Consider the following 18,966-nt stretch of genomic DNA (forward strand, 5'->3'; position numbering starts at 1 on the left):
TATGCCCTTTCATGAAAAAATATTTTATCGATAAAGTCTTTCAGTAAGCAATTTGTATTGCCATTCTCTATAAGCCTTTCAAAACTTCCACTTCGCCAAATGCTTTCAGAAATTGTTTTTTTCCATATCCCGGAAATTCCAGCTCAATCATCATCTCATCCTCAGAAATAATCTCGCCTTCCCCGTACTTCGGATGTCTGCCTTTTTTCTTTGGCTTCTGTGCTTCTTTCTGCTCTTCTTCCTCCTGCTTTTTCTCCCTGATCAGCTCCCGCGTCTCTTTCCGCAGCTTCTGCAAATTCGCTTTCCGCGACTCACTTCCCGGCTTTTCTTCCCAGTCAAGCAGTTCTTCCGGCAACATCCGCAGATAATTGCTTGGTGTCTCAAAGGTTCCCGGAATCGTCGGATTGGTATAATAGGAAAGTTCCAGATTCCTTCTCGCACGAGTAAGTCCTACAAAAAACAGACGACGTTCCTCTTCTTCCTGTTCCATACTCTTGCAACGCAGTGGAATCAGTCCCTGGTTCATTCCTATAATAAATACATAATCAAATTCCAGACCTTTTGAGGCGTGCAGTGTCATAAGATGAACTGCGTCTTCTTCCTCCGTCTGTCGTTCTGTATCTGCCGCTTTTTCCATCGTATGTTCGCCTGAAACCGCATTCAGCTTCCCTTCTGTAACATACTCCCGGATCATATGAGGTCTTTCCGGAACCGGATCCTCATCCTCTTTCTGTTTTGCCGGAAGAACATAAGGAAGTTCTGCTCTTTCAAATACTTTTTCCAGAATCTCTGCCTGCTTCTGCACCCGGTAGAAAACCGCAATCTCCCGGTAAGGAAGTCCCTGTTCATGAAGCTCACGGATCCGCTCTGTCAGATACTCTGCCTCGATAAATGGATCATAATGATTCCTTACCAGAATCTTCTCCCCTCTTTCGCCACTTCCCTTAATCTTTCCTCCAAACTGAAGGAACCGGTTCGCCGCTTCCAGGATCACTTCATCGGACCGGTAGTTAACCGGCAGAGTCAGTTCTTTTGCGCCAAATCTGTGCTTGATCAGAAAGAACATATTCGGTCCGGTTCCTCTCCAGCTGTAGATCACCTGATTCGGATCCCCCACCGCAAAAAAGCGGGTCTGTGTGCCTTTTAACGCCTCCAGAAATTCCAGCTGTTTTTCGTCACTGTCCTGCACCTCATCGACAATGATCCACTTAAGATCCAGCACCTCTTCCTGCTCTTTTGCCACATGCATTCCTTCATCCAGTAGATCTGCAAAGGACATTTTATTCTGCTGTCTTTTTGCCTTCTCAAGAAGCGGAAAAATCTGAAACAGATCATCTTTGTATTTTCCCTGTGTTCTTCCTTTCCGGTATGCCGCGTAATCCTCTTCCATCCGCTTTTTCAGACGGTTCTGGTATTTAATCTTATAACCGCCTTCTTTTGCAATGGCAAGCACCATTTCCATTTCATCTTCCGGTGTGATAACGGTAAATTCCCGGTTCCATTCTCCTGCTTCTGCTCCCTCCTCTGTCTTTTCCGGCAGAAATCTTCGCAGAATCCGCAGTGCAACACTGTGAAAAGTTCCGAATCCCCAAAGTTCTTCTTCTGTCAGTTCTGCTTCTTTCCTGGAAAGACGCTCTGCAATCTCATCCGCTGCTTTATTGGTAAAAGTAAGCACTGCCATTTTCTCATATGGAATCTGTTTTTTTTCATGCAGATACCGCACCTTTTCAATCAGCACCGTCGTCTTTCCGCTTCCTACGTTTGCATTTACCAGACATGCCGGATTCTCATCCAGTACTGCCTCTTTCTGATAGGGATTCAGGGTTCTTGTTTCTTCTATGTTATTCATTTCCAAGTTTCTCATCATATCGCCTTTTTAAACGGTTCCTCTTCTTTTGCTGTTCCTTTTTTTCCTGCTCGTCCATCTTTGCTTCAAATCTTACCCTGATCTGCATATCAGCCGGACAAATCACATAATACCGCAGGGTATTCGCCAGACTTTGCAGATTATCCGGCTCCATCAGCCACTTCGCATAAAATTCATTTTCCATCGTCAGGATCAGCTTGTGTCCTTCTGTACTTACCTTGCGGATCGTCTTCAAGAACTGCCCTCCGGCTTCCCCATTCTTAACCACGGCATAGCAGACTTTATCCCATTCATCCGGCAAATTAAAGAAAGAAAACTCTTTCCGGATCATAGGCTGTGGTTCTTTGATATTCTTTTTCAGATAAACCGGCGCTTCACTCTCTTCCAGAAGATTCTCCAGTCCCCAGAGTACTATCTTCTTATCCAGATTATAATCTCCCACACATGCCGGGCAGCCATCCTCACATGGACAGCCACTGACCATTTTGACTGCACTCGCCAGAATCTCCGGAATCAGATCATAGATCTTTTCCGAATAACCAAGCCCTCCCTCGTATTTGTCATAAATAAAAAGAGAAACCTTTTCTTCCCGGAATTCATCCGGAATGGTCGCATTATTGGACATTGTCACATCAATATCGTCACGCTCCGTCATTGTCACCATCATCGCCGCGTTTTTGATTGCATACTGCATTCCGTCGAAATGATTGTTCAGCACCAGCTCTCCCATGCGGTTCGGTTGCAGAAGACTACGGTAAACTTTAACAACATTCTCAGGCATCGTAATCCAGGTACTTTCCGTATCATAATCCTTCTGAAGTGGCTGCGTCAGTGTTACATATCCAAGATTCTGATGGTTATGGAACTGTAATTTTTTATACATGGCAATGATCTCATTGACATTGATATCTCCAAAACGGATATCCGTCCGCTTATAGGCTTCCTCCTGAAATACCTGCAGGATCCGCGTCTCTTCCTGTCCTGCCGGTACCGTATAATAATCCCCTGTAAACGGAATGGCGTAAGCTGTCCGGCTGACCAGATCCATCTTCGTGATCTCATAGGATGCACCATCATGCATATACACAGCACCCGGATGGATCTCATGGTATGCCTGGGATTCGTCCATCTCCGTGATCTCATGTCCGTCCTCCTGCGCGAGCAGCTTGAACCTGGTCTTGTCCATATTACGCAGGCTGTAATCCCCTGCCGGAAATGCAGGTCCCGCCCAGGCAAATCTTCCGGCAAGGCTTTTTACTTCTCCGGCGCTTAAAAGCACTGGGATCATTTCTCCAAGATCCGGAAAAAGCGCAATATCATCCAGTGAAAGTGGCATCTCAGCAGCCGCTGCGCGCAGATGTGCAAGCTCGATCAGAAGATTGTCCGGATCCACGATCGCATTTTCACTTTCTCTTGAGAACAGCCATTCCGGATCGATGGCAATGTACTGGTCAAACGGTTCATTTTCCAGGATCAGATAATTGACACAGGCACTGCCGCTTCGTCCGGCACGTCCACTCTGTTGCCAGAAGGACGCCCTTGTCCCCGGATAACCGACGATCACAGTTGCATCCAGCTTTCCGATGTCGATCCCAAGCTCCAGTGCATTCGTCGATACCAGCCCGGCCAGTTCTCCCTCCGTCATCTTCCGCTCAATCTCTTTTCGCTCCAGCGGGGTATAACCGCCACGGTATCCTGCGATCAGATCTGCCGGATTCTTGCCGCCCACCCGCGCCATTCCAAGAAATCCGGCAGCATCTAATTTATCCTTTGCTTCTTTTAGAATAACTTCTACATTTCTTCTGGATCGTCCAAAGGTGATAAAATGATGATCCTCTTCCACCAGCTCCGGTATCAGTCCGGCTGCCACGTTTGACGCCGCAATCCTTCCGTATACTTTATCATTATTCCCCTTGATCTCCGGCGGCTGGATAATACAGTATTCCTTCTCCGGTGCCGGCGATCCATCCCGGTCAATCAGCGTAAATCCGCTTCCACAGATCTTTTCGGCAAGCTCTACCGGATTGGCGATCGTCGCGGAGCTGCACAGAAAATGCGGATTCGAATGGTAATACCGGCAGATCCGGTGCATTCTCCGGAAAATATTTGCCAGATGTGCTCCGAAAGCACCGCGGTAGGAATGAAGCTCATCGATCACTACATATCGTAAATTTGCAAAAATCGCGTCAAACCCGTAATTGCTGTGATTCGGAAGGAATGCCGAGTTCAGCATCTCCGGATTGGTCAGGATAATATTTGCACTCTTGCGGATCCTTGTCCGCTCGGCAGGTTTGGTATCTCCATCGTACACGCCTGCAGAAACCCTTCCCTCTCCGAAAAATTTCAAAATCGGCTGCATCGCGCGGTACTGGTCACTTGCCAGTGCCTTCGTCGGGTAAATAAAAATCGCACGTGTCAGCGGATCTTCCAGAATTTCCTGCAATACCGGAAGCAGAAAGGCAAGCGTCTTTCCACTTGCAGTTGATGTGGTGATCACTACATTTTCTCCGGATCTGACCTTTTCGAACATTTCCACCTGATGTGCATAAAGTCTGGAAATATGGTTGCTTTCCAGATATCCCCGGATTTCTTCCCGGAACTCCTCCGGGTAGTCCCGGTACAACGGCTCCCTTTTCTTCATTTTCCTTGTATAAATGATCAGCTTTTTAATTTCTTCCGTCATGAATTCCTCCATAATTTTAAAAATGTGCACCTATGGCACGCAATACCTTTTATTTCACAGGAAGTTCCCGTAGAATAAAAACCAAACACATATTCGTATGTATAGTATAGCATGGCTTTCCCATTCCTTCCATAGATATTTAGTGTATAGATACTTTCTATATCAATCATGCAGATTATCTATAGAAAATGTTGTCCATGCAACATACATTTTATTAAAAGAATGTTAAATTTTTATTTTAGATATGTAAATTTTATTCAGGGAGGAATACATACAATGAAAAAGAGATTTTTATCAATCGCTCTTACACTTGCTATGGTATCATCTATGGCAGTAGGATGCGGAAGCAGCAAGTCAGATTCTGCTGACAGCAAAAAAGAAGAAACAAAGACAGAAGCATCTGCTGATTCTGACAGCAATCAGATCTTATTCAACGGATCTTCTACTTTAGCACCGGTTATCACTTCTATGGCTACTACATTCTTTGATACTTATGGAACATGGGATGCATATGATTCATCTCTTCCAAAAGAAGATATCGCAATCTACGTTTCAGCAGGCGGATCCGGACAGGGAACCAAAGCCGTTATCGACGGAACTGCAACATTTGGTATGGTTGCAAGAAGCGTAAAGGATGAAGAAAAAGAAGCAATCAAAGACGAAAAAGAATATCAGGTTGGTATCGATGCTCTGACGATCGCAGTAAACCCGGCTAATCCGGTAAATGATATTCTTGATGATCTTACAACCGAACAGATCGTAGGACTTTTCTCCGGTGAATATGCTACATGGAAAGATCTTGACTCATCTCTTCCTGACGAAGAAGTTGTTGTTATTACACGTGATATCAACGGTGGAGCTCATGAAGTATTCCAGAAGAATATCATGGGCGACACAGAAGTAAAAGCTGATGCAATCCAGGCTTCTTCTATGGGTGAACTTGTTCAGGATATCATTGATAACCAGTATGCAATCGGATATGCTTCATTTGGTGTTGCTAACCAGAACGAAGGAAAAGTAACTCCGCTGAAAGTAAACGGTGTTGCTGCAACAAAAGAAAACATTCTTGATGGATCTTACATCATCCAGAGACCACTTCTTCTTGTAGGTTCTGGTGATCCGACAGATGTACAGCAGGCTTTCCTTGATTACGTTCTTGGTGATGAAGGACAGAAAACTGTAGAAGATATGGGATTCATTCCTATGAAATAATCTTCTGATATGAAAGGGGTGTGCAAAGACACACCCCTTTTTCTTGCTATATGTCGCTGGTTAATCCCAGGGATAAATTTTGATTTGTATCCGGACAGCGCTGTCTGTCCTGCATCATACATAGAAAGGATTTACTATGTTTAAGAAACTTTCAGATAAATTCAGCAAAGGAATCATTTATCTGGCTGCCTTTCTCGTAACGGCACTGATGGCAGTCATGCTGATCCATATTGTGAAAGAAAGTATTCCTGCCTTTTCACAGCTTGGGATCAAAATGGTCCTGCCTTCCACTGAATGGCGTCCGGTCAGTCAGAAACCGCAGTACGGACTTTTACCGGCGATTGCCGGTACCCTTTATGTCTCAGCGATCGCAGTTGTCCTCGCACTCATCTTCGGCGTTGCCTGTGCCTGCTTTCTGGACTACTACCTTCCGAAAAAGGTGGCATCCGTATTCCTTGCGTTCATCGATCTGGTTGCAGGAATCCCGTCCGTCATCTTCGGATTCATCGGGCTTACGGTTCTTGTAAAAGCCTTTGCCACCCATCTCCATATGGCAGCCGGTCAGTGTATTCTGGCAGCCGGGATCGTGCTTGGGATCATGCTTTTACCATTCGTTATTTCCACCTGTCATGAATCCCTGCAGACTGCACGGAAGACTTACGAGTTCAGTGCGATCACACTTGGATTCTCCAGAGAATTTACCCTGCTGCATTTTATTCTTCCGGCAATCCGTCCGGGAATCATTGCTGGTGCAATGATGGCGTTCGGCCGCGCACTTGGCGAGACAATGGCAGTCATGATGGTAATCGGTAATTCTCCGATTTATCCCAAACTCCTTGGACGAGGTCAGACACTTCCTGCCCTCACCGCACTGGAAATGGGAAGTATTGAATACGGAAGTCTTCACCTCTCCGTACTTTACGTTGCAAATGCTGTGCTGCTTGTGATTCTTTTCATCGTACTCGGTATCAGCTATCTTCTGAAAAGGAGGCTTGCCACCCATGAGAACTAAACTGCAGAAATTTTTCACACGCCTGATTCTCAGTATACTCGGGCTTTGCGTGATCGCTGTCACACTCTTCCTTTTCCTTTATGTCTTCTGGAAAGGGAAAAAAGTATTTAGCCTGTCCTTCCTTCTGGACAAGCCTGCCGGTGTTCCACTTGGAACTGCAGGCGGTATCTATCCGGCACTGATGGGTTCCATTTACCTTGGCGCACTTTCCGCACTGATCGGCGGTATCCTTGGTATCGGTGCTGCCATTTATCTTGTATTTTACAGCACCGGAAAACGATTTTCCGTCCTTGTAAATATGGCGATCACCGGACTTTCCGGAATTCCCTCAATCCTTTTTGGGCTGGTCGGATATACGCTTCTGATCTACCGTTTTGGACTTAGCCACAGCCTTCTGTGTTCGTCACTGTGTGTTGCAGCAATGATCATTCCTTTTGTTGCGATCCGCGCCAAAAAGATCCTGGATGAAAAAGGACGCGAATATATGAAGACCTCCTTAAGTCTCGGTCTTTCCCGTGAATATGCCCTCCGTAAAATGATCCTTCCTACCTGCTTTGTAGAACTTCTAGGAACCGTTGCACTCGGAATGGCATACGGAATGGGTGCCGTTGCACCGATTTTATACACCGGAGCTGTCATGCGGGCTGATGTTCCGCATTCGCTCTCTGATCCGTTCATGTCACTTCCATATCATCTGTATATCCTTGTGAACAACGGATTTTCCCTGGATTACGCTTACGGAACCGCATTTGTACTGATGCTCTTCCTGCTCATCATCCAGTTAATATGTAAATTTATCACCTATCTACGAAAGGACAACTGATATGCTGAATATAGAAAATCTAAAATGCGGATTTGGAAAACATGAAATTCTTCACGGAATCAGCCTGACAATTCCCAAAGGACAGATCACAGCGATCGTCGGACAGTCCGGCTGCGGAAAAACCACTTTTCTGAAATCCCTGAACCGGATGGTGGAGGAAGAAGGCGGCTACCTCTCAGGGGCGATCACTTTAGAGGGAACCGACATCAAATCTCTTCCGAAAGAAGAACTCAGAAGGCGCGTTGGTATGGTTTTCCAACAGCCGATTGCTTTCCCACACAGCATTGAGAAAAATCTGTCTTACGTGCTGAAATATCACGGCGTCCGTGATAAAAAAGAGATTTCCGAAAAAATCACTGAATCCTTACAGAAAGCAAGGCTCTACAATGAGGTCAAAGACCAGCTGAAAAAATCTGCCCTCAAATTATCCGGCGGACAAAAACAGCGTCTTGCTATCGCACGAAGCCTCTGTGCCGATCCGGAAATCCTGCTTCTTGACGAACCGTGCTCCGCACTGGATATGAAAAATACAATTGCGATCGAAGAGACTCTTCTGGAATTAAAAAAACAATATACCTTTGTTATTGTCACCCACAATCTGGCTCAGGCAAAGCGAATTGCCGATCAGGTGATCTTTATGGATCAGGGAAAAGTGCTGGAAGTGACAGAAAAAGAACAGTTCTTTGCGAATCCGGCATCAGAACCGGCGAAAGAACAGATACAGTATATGTAATAAAAAAACGTCCGATTATCACATTTTACTCCTTGATAACCGGACGATTTTTTTATTTCTATTTTTCTATTTTTTATTTCAGCATCTCCCTGAGAAGTTCATTAACCATACCCGGATTTGCTTTTCCTTTCATTGCCTTCATGATCTGTCCAACCAGTGCTCCAAGTGCTTTTTCTTTTCCGCCCTTGAAATCTTCTACTGCTTTTGGATTCTTTGCAATCACTTCTTCTGCGAGCGTTCGAAGCGCACCTTCGTCATTGACCGTCTTCAGTCCATGGTCTTCTACATATTTTTCCGGATCCACATCCTCTGCGAATACCTTTTCAAATACCTCTTTTGCTACAGAACTGTTGATGGTTCCCGCGTCTGCAAGTTCGATCAGTTTTGCAAGATTCTCCGGTGAAAATTTAATATCTGCCGGCTCCTGTCCGTTTTCATTTAACAGACGCATGGTTTCCACCATCAGCCAGTTCGATACTTTTTTCGGCTTGTTGCAGATTGCGCAGGTCGCCTCAAAAAGATCAGCCATCTTCTTCGTTCCGGTAATGATCTCTGCATCATAACGAGGAATGTCATAATCTTTCTCATAGCGCACAAGTTTTTCGTTTCTCAGCTCCGGCTGCTGGTCTTTGATCTTCTGGATCCACTCATCACTGATCACGATCGGTACCAGATCCGGTTCCGGGAAATAACGGTAATCCTGTGCATCCTCTTTGGAACGCATTGCATAAGAATACTCTTTGTTATCATCCCATCTTCTAGTTTCCTGGATAACTTTCTTTCCTTCCTCGATGAGTTCAATCTGTCTCTGTCTTTCTCCTTCGATCGCATGTGTAATTGCTTTAAATGAATTCAGGTTCTTCATCTCGGTTCTGGTTCCAAACTCAGAAGCACCTACTTCCCGAATGGAAAGGTTGACATCTGCTCGCATAGAACCTTCCTGAAGCTTACAATCTGACGCTCCAAGATACTGACAGATCATACGCAGTTTTTCCAGGTAAGCAATAACCTCATCTGCCGAACGCATATCCGGCTCAGATACGATCTCAATCAGCGGCACACCGCTTCGGTTGTAATCCACCAGTGAACAGTCTTCCCACTCATCATGGATCAGCTTTCCGGCATCCTCTTCCATATGCATCTCATGGATACGGACTTTTTTCTTCTGCTCTCCGACCTCAATCTCTACATAGCCATCTCTCGCGATTGGCAGATAGAGCTGTGAAATCTGATAGTTCTGCGGGTTATCCGGATAGAAATAGTTCTTACGGTCGAATTTGCACACCTGTGTGATCTTACAGTTTGTCGCAAGTCCTACTGCCATCGCATATTCTACTACTTTTTTATTTAATACCGGAAGGGAGCCCGGCATACCGGTACATACCGGGCAGGTATGTGTATTCGGTGCACCCCCGAATGCAGTACTGCATCCACAGAAAATTTTTGTCTTTGTTGCCAGTTCTACATGAACTTCCAGTCCGATTACGGTTTCATACTGTCTTGACATCTACGCTTCCTCCTTTCCGGCTGCTTCTGTTTTGTCGTACATAGATACCCATTTTTTCTCTGTCAGGCACTCATAAGTATAAGCTGCCTGGAAAAGCTTCTTCTCCTGGAAACAGTCTCCAATGAGCTGCATTCCGACCGGAAGACCTTTTGCATCTTGTCCAACCGGGATACTGATTCCCGGAAGACCTGCCAGATTCACGGAGATCGTGTAAATGTCACCCAGATACATTTTGATCGGATCACTTAAGGAAGAGCCAAGCTTCGGTGCTGTCGTCGGTGCTGCCGGAGCAAGGATCATATCGTATTTTGCAAATGCGCTGTCAAATGCCTTCTTGATCAACGCTTTGGTACGGAGTGCTTTCAGATAATATGCATCATAATATCCGGAACTGAGTACGAAAGAACCAAGCATGATACGGCGTTTTACTTCCGGTCCAAAGCCTTCCGAACGTGTCTTTTTGTACATCTGGTGCAGTTCTTCATAATCCTTTGTGCGATATCCGTATTTGACACCGTCAAATCGTGACAGGTTGGAACTTGCCTCAGCAGATGCGATGACATAATAAGCCGGAATCGCATATTTTACAAGTCCAAGATCAAATTCTTCAATCTCAGCTCCTGCATTTTTCAGAACCTCTGCAGCTTCCAGGATCGGTTTTTTCACTTCTTCGTCCAGACCTTCTCCAAAATAATCTTTTGGAATGCCAATCTTCATCCCTTTTACATCGTTTACCAGCGCACTTGTAAAATCCGTGTCCTGACGTTCTACAGAAGTGCTGTCTTTTGCATCATGGGATGCGATAGTCTCAAGAACCGTCGCACAGTCGGTTACATCCCTAGCAACCGGTCCGATCTGGTCAAGAGATGATCCGTAGGCGATCAGTCCATAACGGGATACCGTTCCGTAGGTTGGCTTGATTCCAACGATTCCGCAGTAAGAACTTGGCTGACGGATCGATCCGCCGGTGTCAGATCCAAGAGCATATGGTACTTCCAGCGCCGCAACTGCCGCACAGGAGCCACCGGAAGATCCACCCGGTACATGCTCCAGATTCCACGGATTCTTTGTCTCTCCATAATAAGAAGTTTCAGTCGTGCTTCCCATCGCAAATTCATCCATATTCGTCTTTCCGATCACAACTGCACCTGCTTTTTCCAGGTTCAGAACTGCTTCTGCTGAAAATGTCGGTACAAAATTACTCAGAATTTTTGAACTGCAGGTAGTCGTCACACCTTCCGTACACATGTTATCCTTGATCGCAACCGGTACTCCCGCAAGCGGTCCGGTCAGTGTTCCATCATCGATCAGCTTCTGTACCTCTTCTGCTCTTTTAAGTGCTGCCTCTTTCTGAAGTGTCACAAAACTGTTTACTTCTTTTTCTACTTTATCTATCTGTGTAAAGCACGCTTCCACTGCTTCTTTTACTGTAACCTCTTTTGCCTGAATCTTTTTTCCGAGTTCAACGGCTGTAAGACTTTTCAAATCCATCCTGGTCTCCTCCTATGCGAATGTTCTAGGTACTTTGTAGCTCTGTTCCTTCTGCTGTGGCGCATTTGCCAGCATTGCCTCGTGATTGTCTCCATTAGTCACTACATCCTCACGGAATACGTTATTTACCGGAAATACATGTGACATCGGTTCAATCCCATCTGTATCCAGTTCATTCAGGGTATCAATATAATCAAGCATGGTTTCCATGTCTTTCTTTGCCTGCTCTTTTTCTTCGTCAGAAAGCTCCAGCTTCGCCAGAATTCCAACGTATTCGATTGTTTCATCCGAAATCTTATTTGCCATTGTCCTTATCCTTCCTACTACAATATATTTATGGTTAATATCCCTTACAGCCAGTAAGGAATTATCCATCTTGTTGCTTAAGCTGTTAGAATGTAGGTAGCAATTGGATATCTTTTCCTTCCTTGGACTTCGCGTCCGTTAAATAGACTGATAACCAGCTCCTCATTCGCAGCGTTCGTTTTATGCAGGTTGAATCGCCATAGGTGCATTCGTGTCACACCTCAGTAGATTGAATAGGCAATGAGTAAAACTGGTATTTATCCATTGCAATAATCTTAAGGAGTGACAAATTTATGAACGCAGTAGGTATCGATGTTTCAAAAGGTAAGAGTATGGTTGCTATTATGCGACCATTCGGTGAAATTGTTTCCACACCTTTTGAAATCAAACACACGACCAGTGACATCCGTTCACTTGTAGAACTAATCAATTCTGTTGAAGGTGAGTCCCGAATCGTGATGGAGCACACAGGACGTTATTATGAAGTCCTCGCTCATCAGCTTTCAGAGGCAAATCTTTTCGTCAGTGCCATTAACCCAAAACTTATCAAAGACTTTGATAATGATTCTCTTCGTAAAGTGAAATCTGATAAAGCGGATGCTGTTAAGATTGCCCGATATGCTCTTGACAAATGGCAAAATCTTAAACAGTATAATGTTATGGATGAATTACGCAATCAGCTCAAAACCATGAACCGTCAGTTCGGCTTTTACATGAAACACAAGACGGCTATGAAGAATAATCTTATCGGCATCCTTGACCAAACCTATCCTGGTGTGAATACTTACTTTGACAGTCCTGCACGCAGTGACGGCAGCCAGAAATGGGTTGATTTTGCATCTACATACTGGCATGTGGACTGTGTCCGTAAAATGTCCCTGAATGCCTTTATCGACCATTATCAAAACTGGTGCAAACGCAAGAAGTACAACTTCAGTCAGTCAAAAGCTGAAGAAATCTATGGAAAAGCAAAGGAACTTGTTCCTGTACTTCCAAAGGATTCCGTTACAAAGCTTATTATCAAGCAGGCTGTAGACCAGCTTAACAGTGCCTCTACAACTGTTGAGTCACTACGCACTCTCATGAATGAAACTGCATCCAAACTCCCGGAATATCCTGTCGTTATGGCTATGAAAGGTGTTGGAACTTCACTCGGACCTCAGTTGATGGCTGAGATCGGAGATGTTTCCCGTTTCACTCACAAAAGTGCTATTACTGCATTTGCCGGTGTAGATCCCGGTGTTAATGAATCCGGAAGTTATGAACAAAAAAGTGTTCCAACCTCAAAACGAGGTTCCTCTGATCTAAGAAAGACTTTATTTCAGGTAATGGATGTCCTAATTAAAACACATCCTCAAGATGATCCTGTTTATCAGTTCTTAGACAAGAAACGTGCTCAAGGCAAGCCTTACTATGTCTATATGACTGCAGGTACCAACAAGTTTCTAAGAATCTACTACGGACGAGTGAAAGAATATCTTTCATCTCTTCCTGAATCTTAATTATCCACTAATATTTTCAGGCCAGCACTGGTGTGGTGGTCTTATTTTGATACCCAATTTTCAACCTGTATAAAATTTTCAATGTTCTTTCAATTTAGCCTTGACTTTTTATTTGCAGGCTAATTATAATTATCATAAAAGCTTTCGTACTCCTCCGATTCAATCCACTCACTCGGTGTAAGTTCTACTGTAAGTCCTTCCAGATCAACTTCTGTTCCATCAATCAGGACAATATTTTTCAGCTCCTGTGGAAACCCCGACTCTTCATTACCGATCAGCATTCCCATATAGCTTTCGTATCCGGCACTTACTGTCACGTCATAATCAAAAATCCCAAGACCTTCCACGCACCGCACATCATATACGCCAGCCGGCACATCTTTTCCTACTGTAAATTTATCAGATACGACCTTAGATTCTGTAAGCGGATTTGAAATTCCTGTTAAATCCATCTGTGCATTCTCTGCCATCATGTGAAGTTCCAGTGTATCCTCTACTACTACATAGCATCCCGGAAACACTTCAAAACCGCTGACTTCTTCCTGCGAATCCTCGTAATCATCTCCAAAATAATACTGCGTCCAGATATTGTTTTTACTGTCTATCAGTTCTACCCGGCCACTTCCACCATTGCAGGTCAGTGTGTAGGTTCCCTGCGGAATATGTACCCCGCCTTTATAAATACCGGCCGTCAGATCTGCCTCATAGACTTCTCCGTCATCCGGCATCACTTCCTGCACATCGCTGTACGGATCATCCTCTGTGTAGCTGTCACTGTCATCATATGTATAGTCTTCAAAATAATTCTGAACCTCATGAATGATCGTTCCACCAAGCTCGCCTGCAAATGCGGCAATGATCACAAAACCGACCAGAAACTTTCCAAACTTCTTTTTCTTTTTTACCGGTCTGCTGCTTTGTTGCATTGAAGATGATGTATAACTGTAACTCTGGTTTCCTGTCTGGCTGTAGCCTGTGCCTGCGGTATTGTAGCTCGCATTTGCTGCTGAATATCCGTTACCCACCGGATTTGCTTTACCTGCTGCCGCATTCTTTGACGCCTTTTTTGCAGCTGCTTTCTTTGCTTTTTTATCTGCATTCTTCGCCTTGCGCACATTTTCCCGCGTCATAGTCTTTCCTTCATACGGCTTTTCTTCTTCCGTATGTACATGTGTCAGAGACTCTTCATGACCGGAATTTTCAAGTGTCACATACTGATCATCATTCTTTGAATTATCAAGTCCGCACTCCGTGCAGATATTTCCGTTTAATTTTCCTCCGCATAAAGAACATCTTCTTCTCATTTTTACCTCCCCCGCTGCCTCTTGTCAGCTCTCCTTTTTACCGACCAGACAGGGAGCCCGGTCATTACGGTGTAAGTCTGCTTAAATCTCTTGGGAAAAGAGTTGTCTCACGGACATTATCTTCACCAAGGAGCTGCATTGTCAGACGTTCCATTCCGATTCCAAGACCTCCATGTGGCGGCATACCATGTTTGAATGTATCCAGATAGGTTTCCAGTCCTTCTTCCGTCATTCCCCGCTTTTCAAGCTTTTCCATCAGCATGTCGTAATCATGGATTCTCTGTCCTCCGGTCGTGATCTCAAGTCCACGGAACAAAAGGTCAAAACTGAGTGTGAATTTCTCATCCTGTGGATCATCCATTGCATAGAACGGCCGCTTCTTTGACGGGTAGTATGTTACAAATACAAAATCAGAACCCCATTCTTCTTTTGCATACTGTCCGATCAGATGCTCCTCCTCCGGTTCCAGGTCATATGGGTTGCGGATCTTACGATCGTATTTTTCTGAAACCTTCTGCTTTGCCTCATCAAAACGAATTGCCGGAATTTTAGAGACATCCGGAAGTGTCACATCCAGGATTTTAAGCTCCTTCGCATAATCCTTTTTCAGAAGCTCCATCGTATACTGAAGGAAGCCCGTTTCCATCGCCATGATATCTTCAAAGCTGTCGATATAACCCATTTCAAAATCCAGGCTGGTATATTCGTTCAGATGACGCTTGGTGTTGTGTTTTTCTGCTCTGAATACCGGTCCTGTCTCAAATACTCTGTCAAAAACACCAACCATCATCTGTTTGTACAGCTGTGGACTCTGTTCCAGCACTGCCGGACGATGGAAATAATCCAGTCGGAAGAGGTTAGATCCTCCTTCTGCTCCTTTTGCTCCGATCTTCGGGGTATGAATTTCTGTAAAACCTTCTTTATACAGGAACTCTCTGAAGCCTCTTACGATTCCTTCCTGAATTTTAAACTTCGCTCTTTCCCTTACGTTTCGAAGAGAAATGGAACGATAGTTCAGCTTCGCTTCCAGTGAAGTGTTCAGTTTCCACTTTGAAACGGCAAGTGGAAGGCTGTCTTTTGGCATACTGAGTACTTTTATCTCACTCAGACGGATTTCAATTCCGTTCGGTGCCTTCTCTGATTCGGTCAGTTTTCCTGTTACTTCTACTGTAGCGGCTTCTCTTAAATCTTTCAAGTCAAATTTTGTAACGCCTTCTTCGTATACACACTGGACCAGACCTTCCCGTTTTCTCAGAATCACGAAGGCGACTGTTCCCATGTCACGAATTGTATGAACGGCTCCATTTACCTTCACTTCTTCTCCAAGTCTTCCCTCTTCCAGTAATTCACTAAGCTCCAGCGTTTCTTTTTCTTTTACACCTGTCATAAATTCCATGTCACAATCCTCCTAAAATATGTTTTGCTTTTGTCAACTTCGTATTCCGGATTGGTTTTGATATGCATAAAAAAAGCCCCGGAATACTTTTTCGTATTCCGGGACGGATAATCTGATGATCCGCGGTACCACCCGCATTGAATCCTTTTGGATTCCTCTCTTACATGCGTAACGTGCATGAACCGTATTACCCTACTAAAGCACCTGTGCTTCCTGTTCAGATAATCTGCTCCAGAGTGTTCCCTTCGCCTCATTCCTCAAACAGCGCTCTCAGTCGGTGACGCCGTATTCCTGTCAAGTTCCAGAAGCAAGAGTCTCTTTCATCGCTTTGCTTTACTAAATTATTTTTAGATACTAGCACACGTTCTTTATTTTTTCAAGTATTTTCTTTTATTTTTTAATTTTTTCTCGTCAATTGTCAGTTTTTATCCTTTAAAGCCGCCAATTCGCTTTGTTTCTTTTTGTTTTTCGATTATTTTGTATGTTTGTCCACGTATTTATTCTCTGTTTTGGAGTAAACAATTTTCTGCTCTTTGTATAAACTGTAATATCCGGAAAGCAGATAGCTTACAGCAATTACGATGCAGTAAAATGGCATTCCGTTAAATCCAAACAACTCGGATGCAATCAGAAGTGATGCGATCGGGCTGTTCGTAACTGCACAAAATACTCCAACCATTCCACATGCCGCACAGATATCTGTCGGTGCTGCAAGGATCGTAGACATAAAAGAACCAAGTGTTGCTCCGATAAACAGTGACGGTACGATCTCTCCACCCTTGAATCCGGCGCAGAGCGTCAGTGCCGTAAACAGCATTTTCAGAAGGAACATCTGTGGCCCTGCCGCCTCTTTAAAGCTTGCAGAAATCACGCCTGTTCCAAGCCCCAGATAGGCATCCGTTCTGAGTACAAAATACAAAATGATCACTCCTGCTGCCCCTGCAACCACACGCACATACGGATTCGGAAACCATTTCTTCAGATAATGTTCCCCATTATGCAGCACAATACAGAACAGTGCTCCGGCAAGCGCACACGCAATTGCCAGAATGATCGCTTTGATCGAATCCACGCTGTAAAAATCCGGAACCGATTCTACCAGATACGGTGGAGTAACGGTCCTCACTTTCAGAAGCAGCGCAATCCCCTGTGCTGCAAATGCAGAAAATACACATGGCACCAGCGCTGCATAATACATCACACCAACACTGATCACTTCCATTGGAAATACAACCGCCGCCATCGGTGTCCCGAAAAGTGCTGAAAATGCGGCACTCATACTTGCCAGAATGATGATCTTCTTGTCACTCTCATTCAAATGCAGATATTTCGCACATACATTTCCTACACTTGCTCCAAACTGAAGCGCTGCACCCTCTCGTCCGGAAGATCCTCCAAACAGATGCGTGATCGCTGTTGATATCAGGATCAGTGGTGTCACCCATCCCGGAACCTCTTCCTCATCCGACCGGACTACTGTCAGAACCAGGTTCGTTCCGGAATTCTTCTCCTGTCCGGTAATTTTGTACAGCCAGACAATCAACAGACCACCAAGTGGCATCCCAAGAATGATCATCGGATTTGCTTCTCTAAATGAAGTTGCCCATACGATCGCATAGGAAAATCCACTGGCGATCAGCCCGATGAGACTTCCGATCACCCCGGACAAAATGATCCATTTGAACAATGAACCATACAGATTTTTCCATGCTTCTCCCATTTCTTTTAATTTTTCATTCATCCTTTGTTCCTCATACTCTCATTTTTCTTTAAAAAAGAATGTACCTCGGCACGCAGTGCCTTTTATTTAACAGGAAGTTCCTTCAGAATTTCCTGTTAAACAAAAAATGATGTATACACATCCTTATTCCACTTTTTATTATAGAAAATTTTTCTTTTTTTGACAATTCCAACTGACAAAGATTATTTCTCTTTTTCCAGCTGCATATGATAATCCCTGATTACATCCGCAAGCGTAACTGTCTTCAGGCTGTCCGACAGGCGCAATCAATAAAAAAATATCCGGACGAAATGAGCAGGGTTGCTAAGGACAGTTATGTTTTATAGGAACGCTGAGCATTGCGAAGGGCAAGAGAATTGAGAGAAGTTTCGGCTTCTCTCTTTTTTCTTGCCCTTTTTCTGTTTTATGCGGTACATTCGACTATTAAACCGCCTTTGAATACAATTATGGTAGAAAACCAAAGGAGGTAACAATATGGGCAAATTTATAGAAGAATTTTATTATGGCAACATTGATCCGCAGGCACGAAGCACCAAGCAGGACAAAGCAGTGCAGAAGCAAATGGAAGTGTTGATGTTAAACGAGGAATTTCTGACCGAAGCGCTTTCCGGCGAGAACAAGAAAAAGTTTCTCGACTTTGTAAATGCGTGGAGCGTGGTAAACGGCGAATCCAACCTCGATAGTTTTATGATGGGGTTTCGGTTGGGAGCAAACTTTACATACGATACCTTCGTTGCCACCGACACTCCGTTCCAAGACTTGCTAAAGGAGTGAACGATATGCGAGATAAGAAGTATTACATAGCGTTGGATGATTTTGAACGGCGGGTGGTTGTGAACTGCCTGAACGAAATGCGGAACAACCTGATCGCCAATGGCAAGTATACCGATGCGGTGGATGAGGTCTTACTGAAAATCATTTATGCGAAACAAAAGAAATTCAAGGTAATCTACAAGGAGGCTTGATTATGGAAAAACACATTTATAACGAACAGACGGGCATCGGCTACACTCTACAAGGTGATTATTACATCCCTGACCTTACCCTTCCCGATGAAGAAGAACAGCCTATCGGCTTATGGGGACAGCAACACTTGCGATATATTAAGCAATTCCGCAAGGTGCTATATCTTAATCTGCTGACAAGCAGCAAACTGAATGGCTATCTTGCAGGCATCGACAAACAAGCAGAAGATATGCTTTCTCGGCTTGTAAAGCAGATGGCAGAACGTGAGGGTGTGACCGAAAAACTCAAAGCAGATAATCAAATGGAATGGGTTGGTCGGATGAATAACATCCGTAGCCGAGCCACAGAAATTGTAAATAAAGACTTAATCTACGAATGATGAAAGGCGGTAGTGATTTGCTCACTACCGCCTTTACTAATGCG

16 protein-coding genes are annotated in these 18,966 nt (G+C 44.4%); 8 read left to right on the forward strand and 8 right to left on the reverse strand.

Features of this window, described 5'->3' with window-relative positions; all coding sequences use genetic code 11:
* Window positions 1–67: 67 nt before the first annotated feature.
* Window positions 68–1,849, reverse strand: a complete 1,782-nt coding sequence (locus tag ACYQ5K_RS11225; protein WP_459777594.1) for an ATP-dependent helicase — start codon at window positions 1,847–1,849, stop codon at window positions 68–70.
* On the reverse strand, window positions 1,842–4,550 hold the full coding sequence (locus tag ACYQ5K_RS11230; RefSeq protein ID WP_459777595.1) for a DEAD/DEAH box helicase: 2,709 nt from the start codon (window positions 4,548–4,550) through the stop codon (window positions 1,842–1,844). The genes ACYQ5K_RS11225 and ACYQ5K_RS11230 overlap by 8 nt, the downstream gene beginning before the upstream one ends.
* A 276-nt stretch (window positions 4,551–4,826) precedes the next feature.
* Here ACYQ5K_RS11230 and ACYQ5K_RS11235 point away from each other — a divergent pair, with 276 nt between their 5' ends.
* The 4 genes from ACYQ5K_RS11235 to ACYQ5K_RS11250 all read left to right on the forward strand — a co-directional run bounded on the left by ACYQ5K_RS11235 (window position 4,827) and on the right by ACYQ5K_RS11250 (window position 8,330).
* Complete coding sequence (locus ACYQ5K_RS11235) at window positions 4,827–5,762, forward strand: phosphate ABC transporter substrate-binding protein (protein WP_173688788.1); 936 nt, start codon at window positions 4,827–4,829, stop codon at window positions 5,760–5,762.
* A gap of 136 nt (window positions 5,763–5,898) precedes the next feature.
* The gene (gene pstC, locus ACYQ5K_RS11240; RefSeq protein WP_459777596.1) at window positions 5,899–6,774 is read left to right on the forward strand and encodes a phosphate ABC transporter permease subunit PstC; all 876 of its coding nucleotides are present in this window, start codon (window positions 5,899–5,901) and stop codon (window positions 6,772–6,774) included.
* Window positions 6,764–7,597, forward strand: coding sequence for a PstA family ABC transporter permease (locus ACYQ5K_RS11245; RefSeq protein ID WP_459777597.1), 834 nt, complete (start codon window positions 6,764–6,766; stop codon window positions 7,595–7,597). Before pstC ends, ACYQ5K_RS11245 begins: the two co-directional genes overlap by 11 nt.
* Before the next feature lies 1 nt (window position 7,598).
* On the forward strand, window positions 7,599–8,330 hold the full coding sequence (locus ACYQ5K_RS11250; protein WP_175305910.1) for a phosphate ABC transporter ATP-binding protein: 732 nt from the start codon (window positions 7,599–7,601) through the stop codon (window positions 8,328–8,330).
* 73 nt (window positions 8,331–8,403) lie between these two features.
* On the opposite strand, the gene gatB is transcribed toward ACYQ5K_RS11250, so the two are convergent.
* The 3 genes from gatB to gatC are packed head-to-tail and all read right to left on the reverse strand — an operon-like array spanning window position 8,404 to window position 11,634.
* Window positions 8,404–9,837, reverse strand: coding sequence for an Asp-tRNA(Asn)/Glu-tRNA(Gln) amidotransferase subunit GatB (gene gatB, locus ACYQ5K_RS11255; RefSeq protein ID WP_459777598.1), 1,434 nt, complete (start codon window positions 9,835–9,837; stop codon window positions 8,404–8,406).
* On the reverse strand, window positions 9,838–11,328 hold the full coding sequence (gene gatA, locus ACYQ5K_RS11260; protein ID WP_459777599.1) for an Asp-tRNA(Asn)/Glu-tRNA(Gln) amidotransferase subunit GatA: 1,491 nt from the start codon (window positions 11,326–11,328) through the stop codon (window positions 9,838–9,840).
* Window positions 11,329–11,340: 12 nt separating this feature from the next.
* Window positions 11,341–11,634 (reverse strand): Asp-tRNA(Asn)/Glu-tRNA(Gln) amidotransferase subunit GatC, encoded by a 294-nt coding sequence (gene gatC, locus ACYQ5K_RS11265; protein ID WP_178025121.1) that lies wholly within the window; start codon window positions 11,632–11,634, stop codon window positions 11,341–11,343.
* Between the two features lie 293 nt (window positions 11,635–11,927).
* On the opposite strand from gatC, the gene ACYQ5K_RS11270 reads away from it, so the two are divergent.
* Window positions 11,928–13,136, forward strand: coding sequence for an IS110 family RNA-guided transposase (locus ACYQ5K_RS11270; RefSeq protein WP_459777600.1), 1,209 nt, complete (start codon window positions 11,928–11,930; stop codon window positions 13,134–13,136).
* Window positions 13,137–13,255: 119 nt separating this feature from the next.
* Here the strand turns inward: ACYQ5K_RS11270 and ACYQ5K_RS11275 are convergent, their stop codons facing one another.
* The 3 genes from ACYQ5K_RS11275 to ACYQ5K_RS11285 all read right to left on the reverse strand — a co-directional run bounded on the left by ACYQ5K_RS11275 (window position 13,256) and on the right by ACYQ5K_RS11285 (window position 17,577).
* Window positions 13,256–14,440 (reverse strand): hypothetical protein, encoded by a 1,185-nt coding sequence (locus tag ACYQ5K_RS11275; protein WP_459777601.1) that lies wholly within the window; start codon window positions 14,438–14,440, stop codon window positions 13,256–13,258.
* Window positions 14,441–14,504: 64 nt separating this feature from the next.
* Window positions 14,505–15,836: an aspartate--tRNA(Asn) ligase gene (gene aspS, locus ACYQ5K_RS11280; RefSeq protein WP_459777602.1), complete on the reverse strand. Its 1,332-nt coding sequence runs from the start codon at window positions 15,834–15,836 to the stop codon at window positions 14,505–14,507.
* A gap of 472 nt (window positions 15,837–16,308) precedes the next feature.
* Window positions 16,309–17,577, reverse strand: coding sequence for a chloride channel protein (locus tag ACYQ5K_RS11285; RefSeq protein ID WP_178025125.1), 1,269 nt, complete (start codon window positions 17,575–17,577; stop codon window positions 16,309–16,311).
* Window positions 17,578–18,051: 474 nt separating this feature from the next.
* Between ACYQ5K_RS11285 and ACYQ5K_RS11290 the strand changes: the two genes are divergently transcribed.
* From ACYQ5K_RS11290 to ACYQ5K_RS11300, 3 genes are read left to right on the forward strand one after another with little or no spacing between them, the layout of a single operon-like run.
* Window positions 18,052–18,351, forward strand: coding sequence for a DUF6809 family protein (locus tag ACYQ5K_RS11290; RefSeq protein WP_459777603.1), 300 nt, complete (start codon window positions 18,052–18,054; stop codon window positions 18,349–18,351).
* Between the two features lie 5 nt (window positions 18,352–18,356).
* The gene (locus tag ACYQ5K_RS11295) at window positions 18,357–18,542 is read left to right on the forward strand and encodes a hypothetical protein (protein WP_459777604.1); all 186 of its coding nucleotides are present in this window, start codon (window positions 18,357–18,359) and stop codon (window positions 18,540–18,542) included.
* Between the two features lie 2 nt (window positions 18,543–18,544).
* Window positions 18,545–18,922, forward strand: coding sequence for a TnpV protein (locus ACYQ5K_RS11300; RefSeq protein ID WP_459777605.1), 378 nt, complete (start codon window positions 18,545–18,547; stop codon window positions 18,920–18,922).
* Window positions 18,923–18,966 lie beyond the last annotated feature (44 nt).

The organism is Allocoprococcus similis, from assembly GCF_054660775.1.

Excerpts from the sequence above, each read along its gene's own strand:
- aspS (WP_459777602.1), bottom strand. The coding sequence starts at position 15,836 with ATGGAATTTATGACAGGTGTAAAAGAAAAAGAAACGCTGGAGCTTAGT.
- gatC (WP_178025121.1), bottom strand. The coding sequence starts at position 11,634 with ATGGCAAATAAGATTTCGGATGAAACAATCGAATACGTTGGAATTCTG.
- ACYQ5K_RS11225 (WP_459777594.1), bottom strand. The coding sequence starts at position 1,849 with ATGAATAACATAGAAGAAACAAGAACCCTGAATCCCTATCAGAAAGAG.
- ACYQ5K_RS11230 (WP_459777595.1), bottom strand. The coding sequence starts at position 4,550 with ATGACGGAAGAAATTAAAAAGCTGATCATTTATACAAGGAAAATGAAG.
- ACYQ5K_RS11245 (WP_459777597.1), top strand. The coding sequence starts at position 6,764 with ATGAGAACTAAACTGCAGAAATTTTTCACACGCCTGATTCTCAGTATA.
- gatB (WP_459777598.1), bottom strand. The coding sequence starts at position 9,837 with ATGTCAAGACAGTATGAAACCGTAATCGGACTGGAAGTTCATGTAGAA.
- ACYQ5K_RS11275 (WP_459777601.1), bottom strand. The coding sequence starts at position 14,440 with ATGAGAAGAAGATGTTCTTTATGCGGAGGAAAATTAAACGGAAATATC.
- ACYQ5K_RS11250 (WP_175305910.1), top strand. The coding sequence starts at position 7,599 with ATGCTGAATATAGAAAATCTAAAATGCGGATTTGGAAAACATGAAATT.
- ACYQ5K_RS11235 (WP_173688788.1), top strand. The coding sequence starts at position 4,827 with ATGAAAAAGAGATTTTTATCAATCGCTCTTACACTTGCTATGGTATCA.
- ACYQ5K_RS11300 (WP_459777605.1), top strand. The coding sequence starts at position 18,545 with ATGGAAAAACACATTTATAACGAACAGACGGGCATCGGCTACACTCTA.
- ACYQ5K_RS11270 (WP_459777600.1), top strand. The coding sequence starts at position 11,928 with ATGAACGCAGTAGGTATCGATGTTTCAAAAGGTAAGAGTATGGTTGCT.
- ACYQ5K_RS11285 (WP_178025125.1), bottom strand. The coding sequence starts at position 17,577 with ATGAATGAAAAATTAAAAGAAATGGGAGAAGCATGGAAAAATCTGTAT.
- ACYQ5K_RS11290 (WP_459777603.1), top strand. The coding sequence starts at position 18,052 with ATGGGCAAATTTATAGAAGAATTTTATTATGGCAACATTGATCCGCAG.
- gatA (WP_459777599.1), bottom strand. The coding sequence starts at position 11,328 with ATGGATTTGAAAAGTCTTACAGCCGTTGAACTCGGAAAAAAGATTCAG.
- ACYQ5K_RS11295 (WP_459777604.1), top strand. The coding sequence starts at position 18,357 with ATGCGAGATAAGAAGTATTACATAGCGTTGGATGATTTTGAACGGCGG.
- pstC (WP_459777596.1), top strand. The coding sequence starts at position 5,899 with ATGTTTAAGAAACTTTCAGATAAATTCAGCAAAGGAATCATTTATCTG.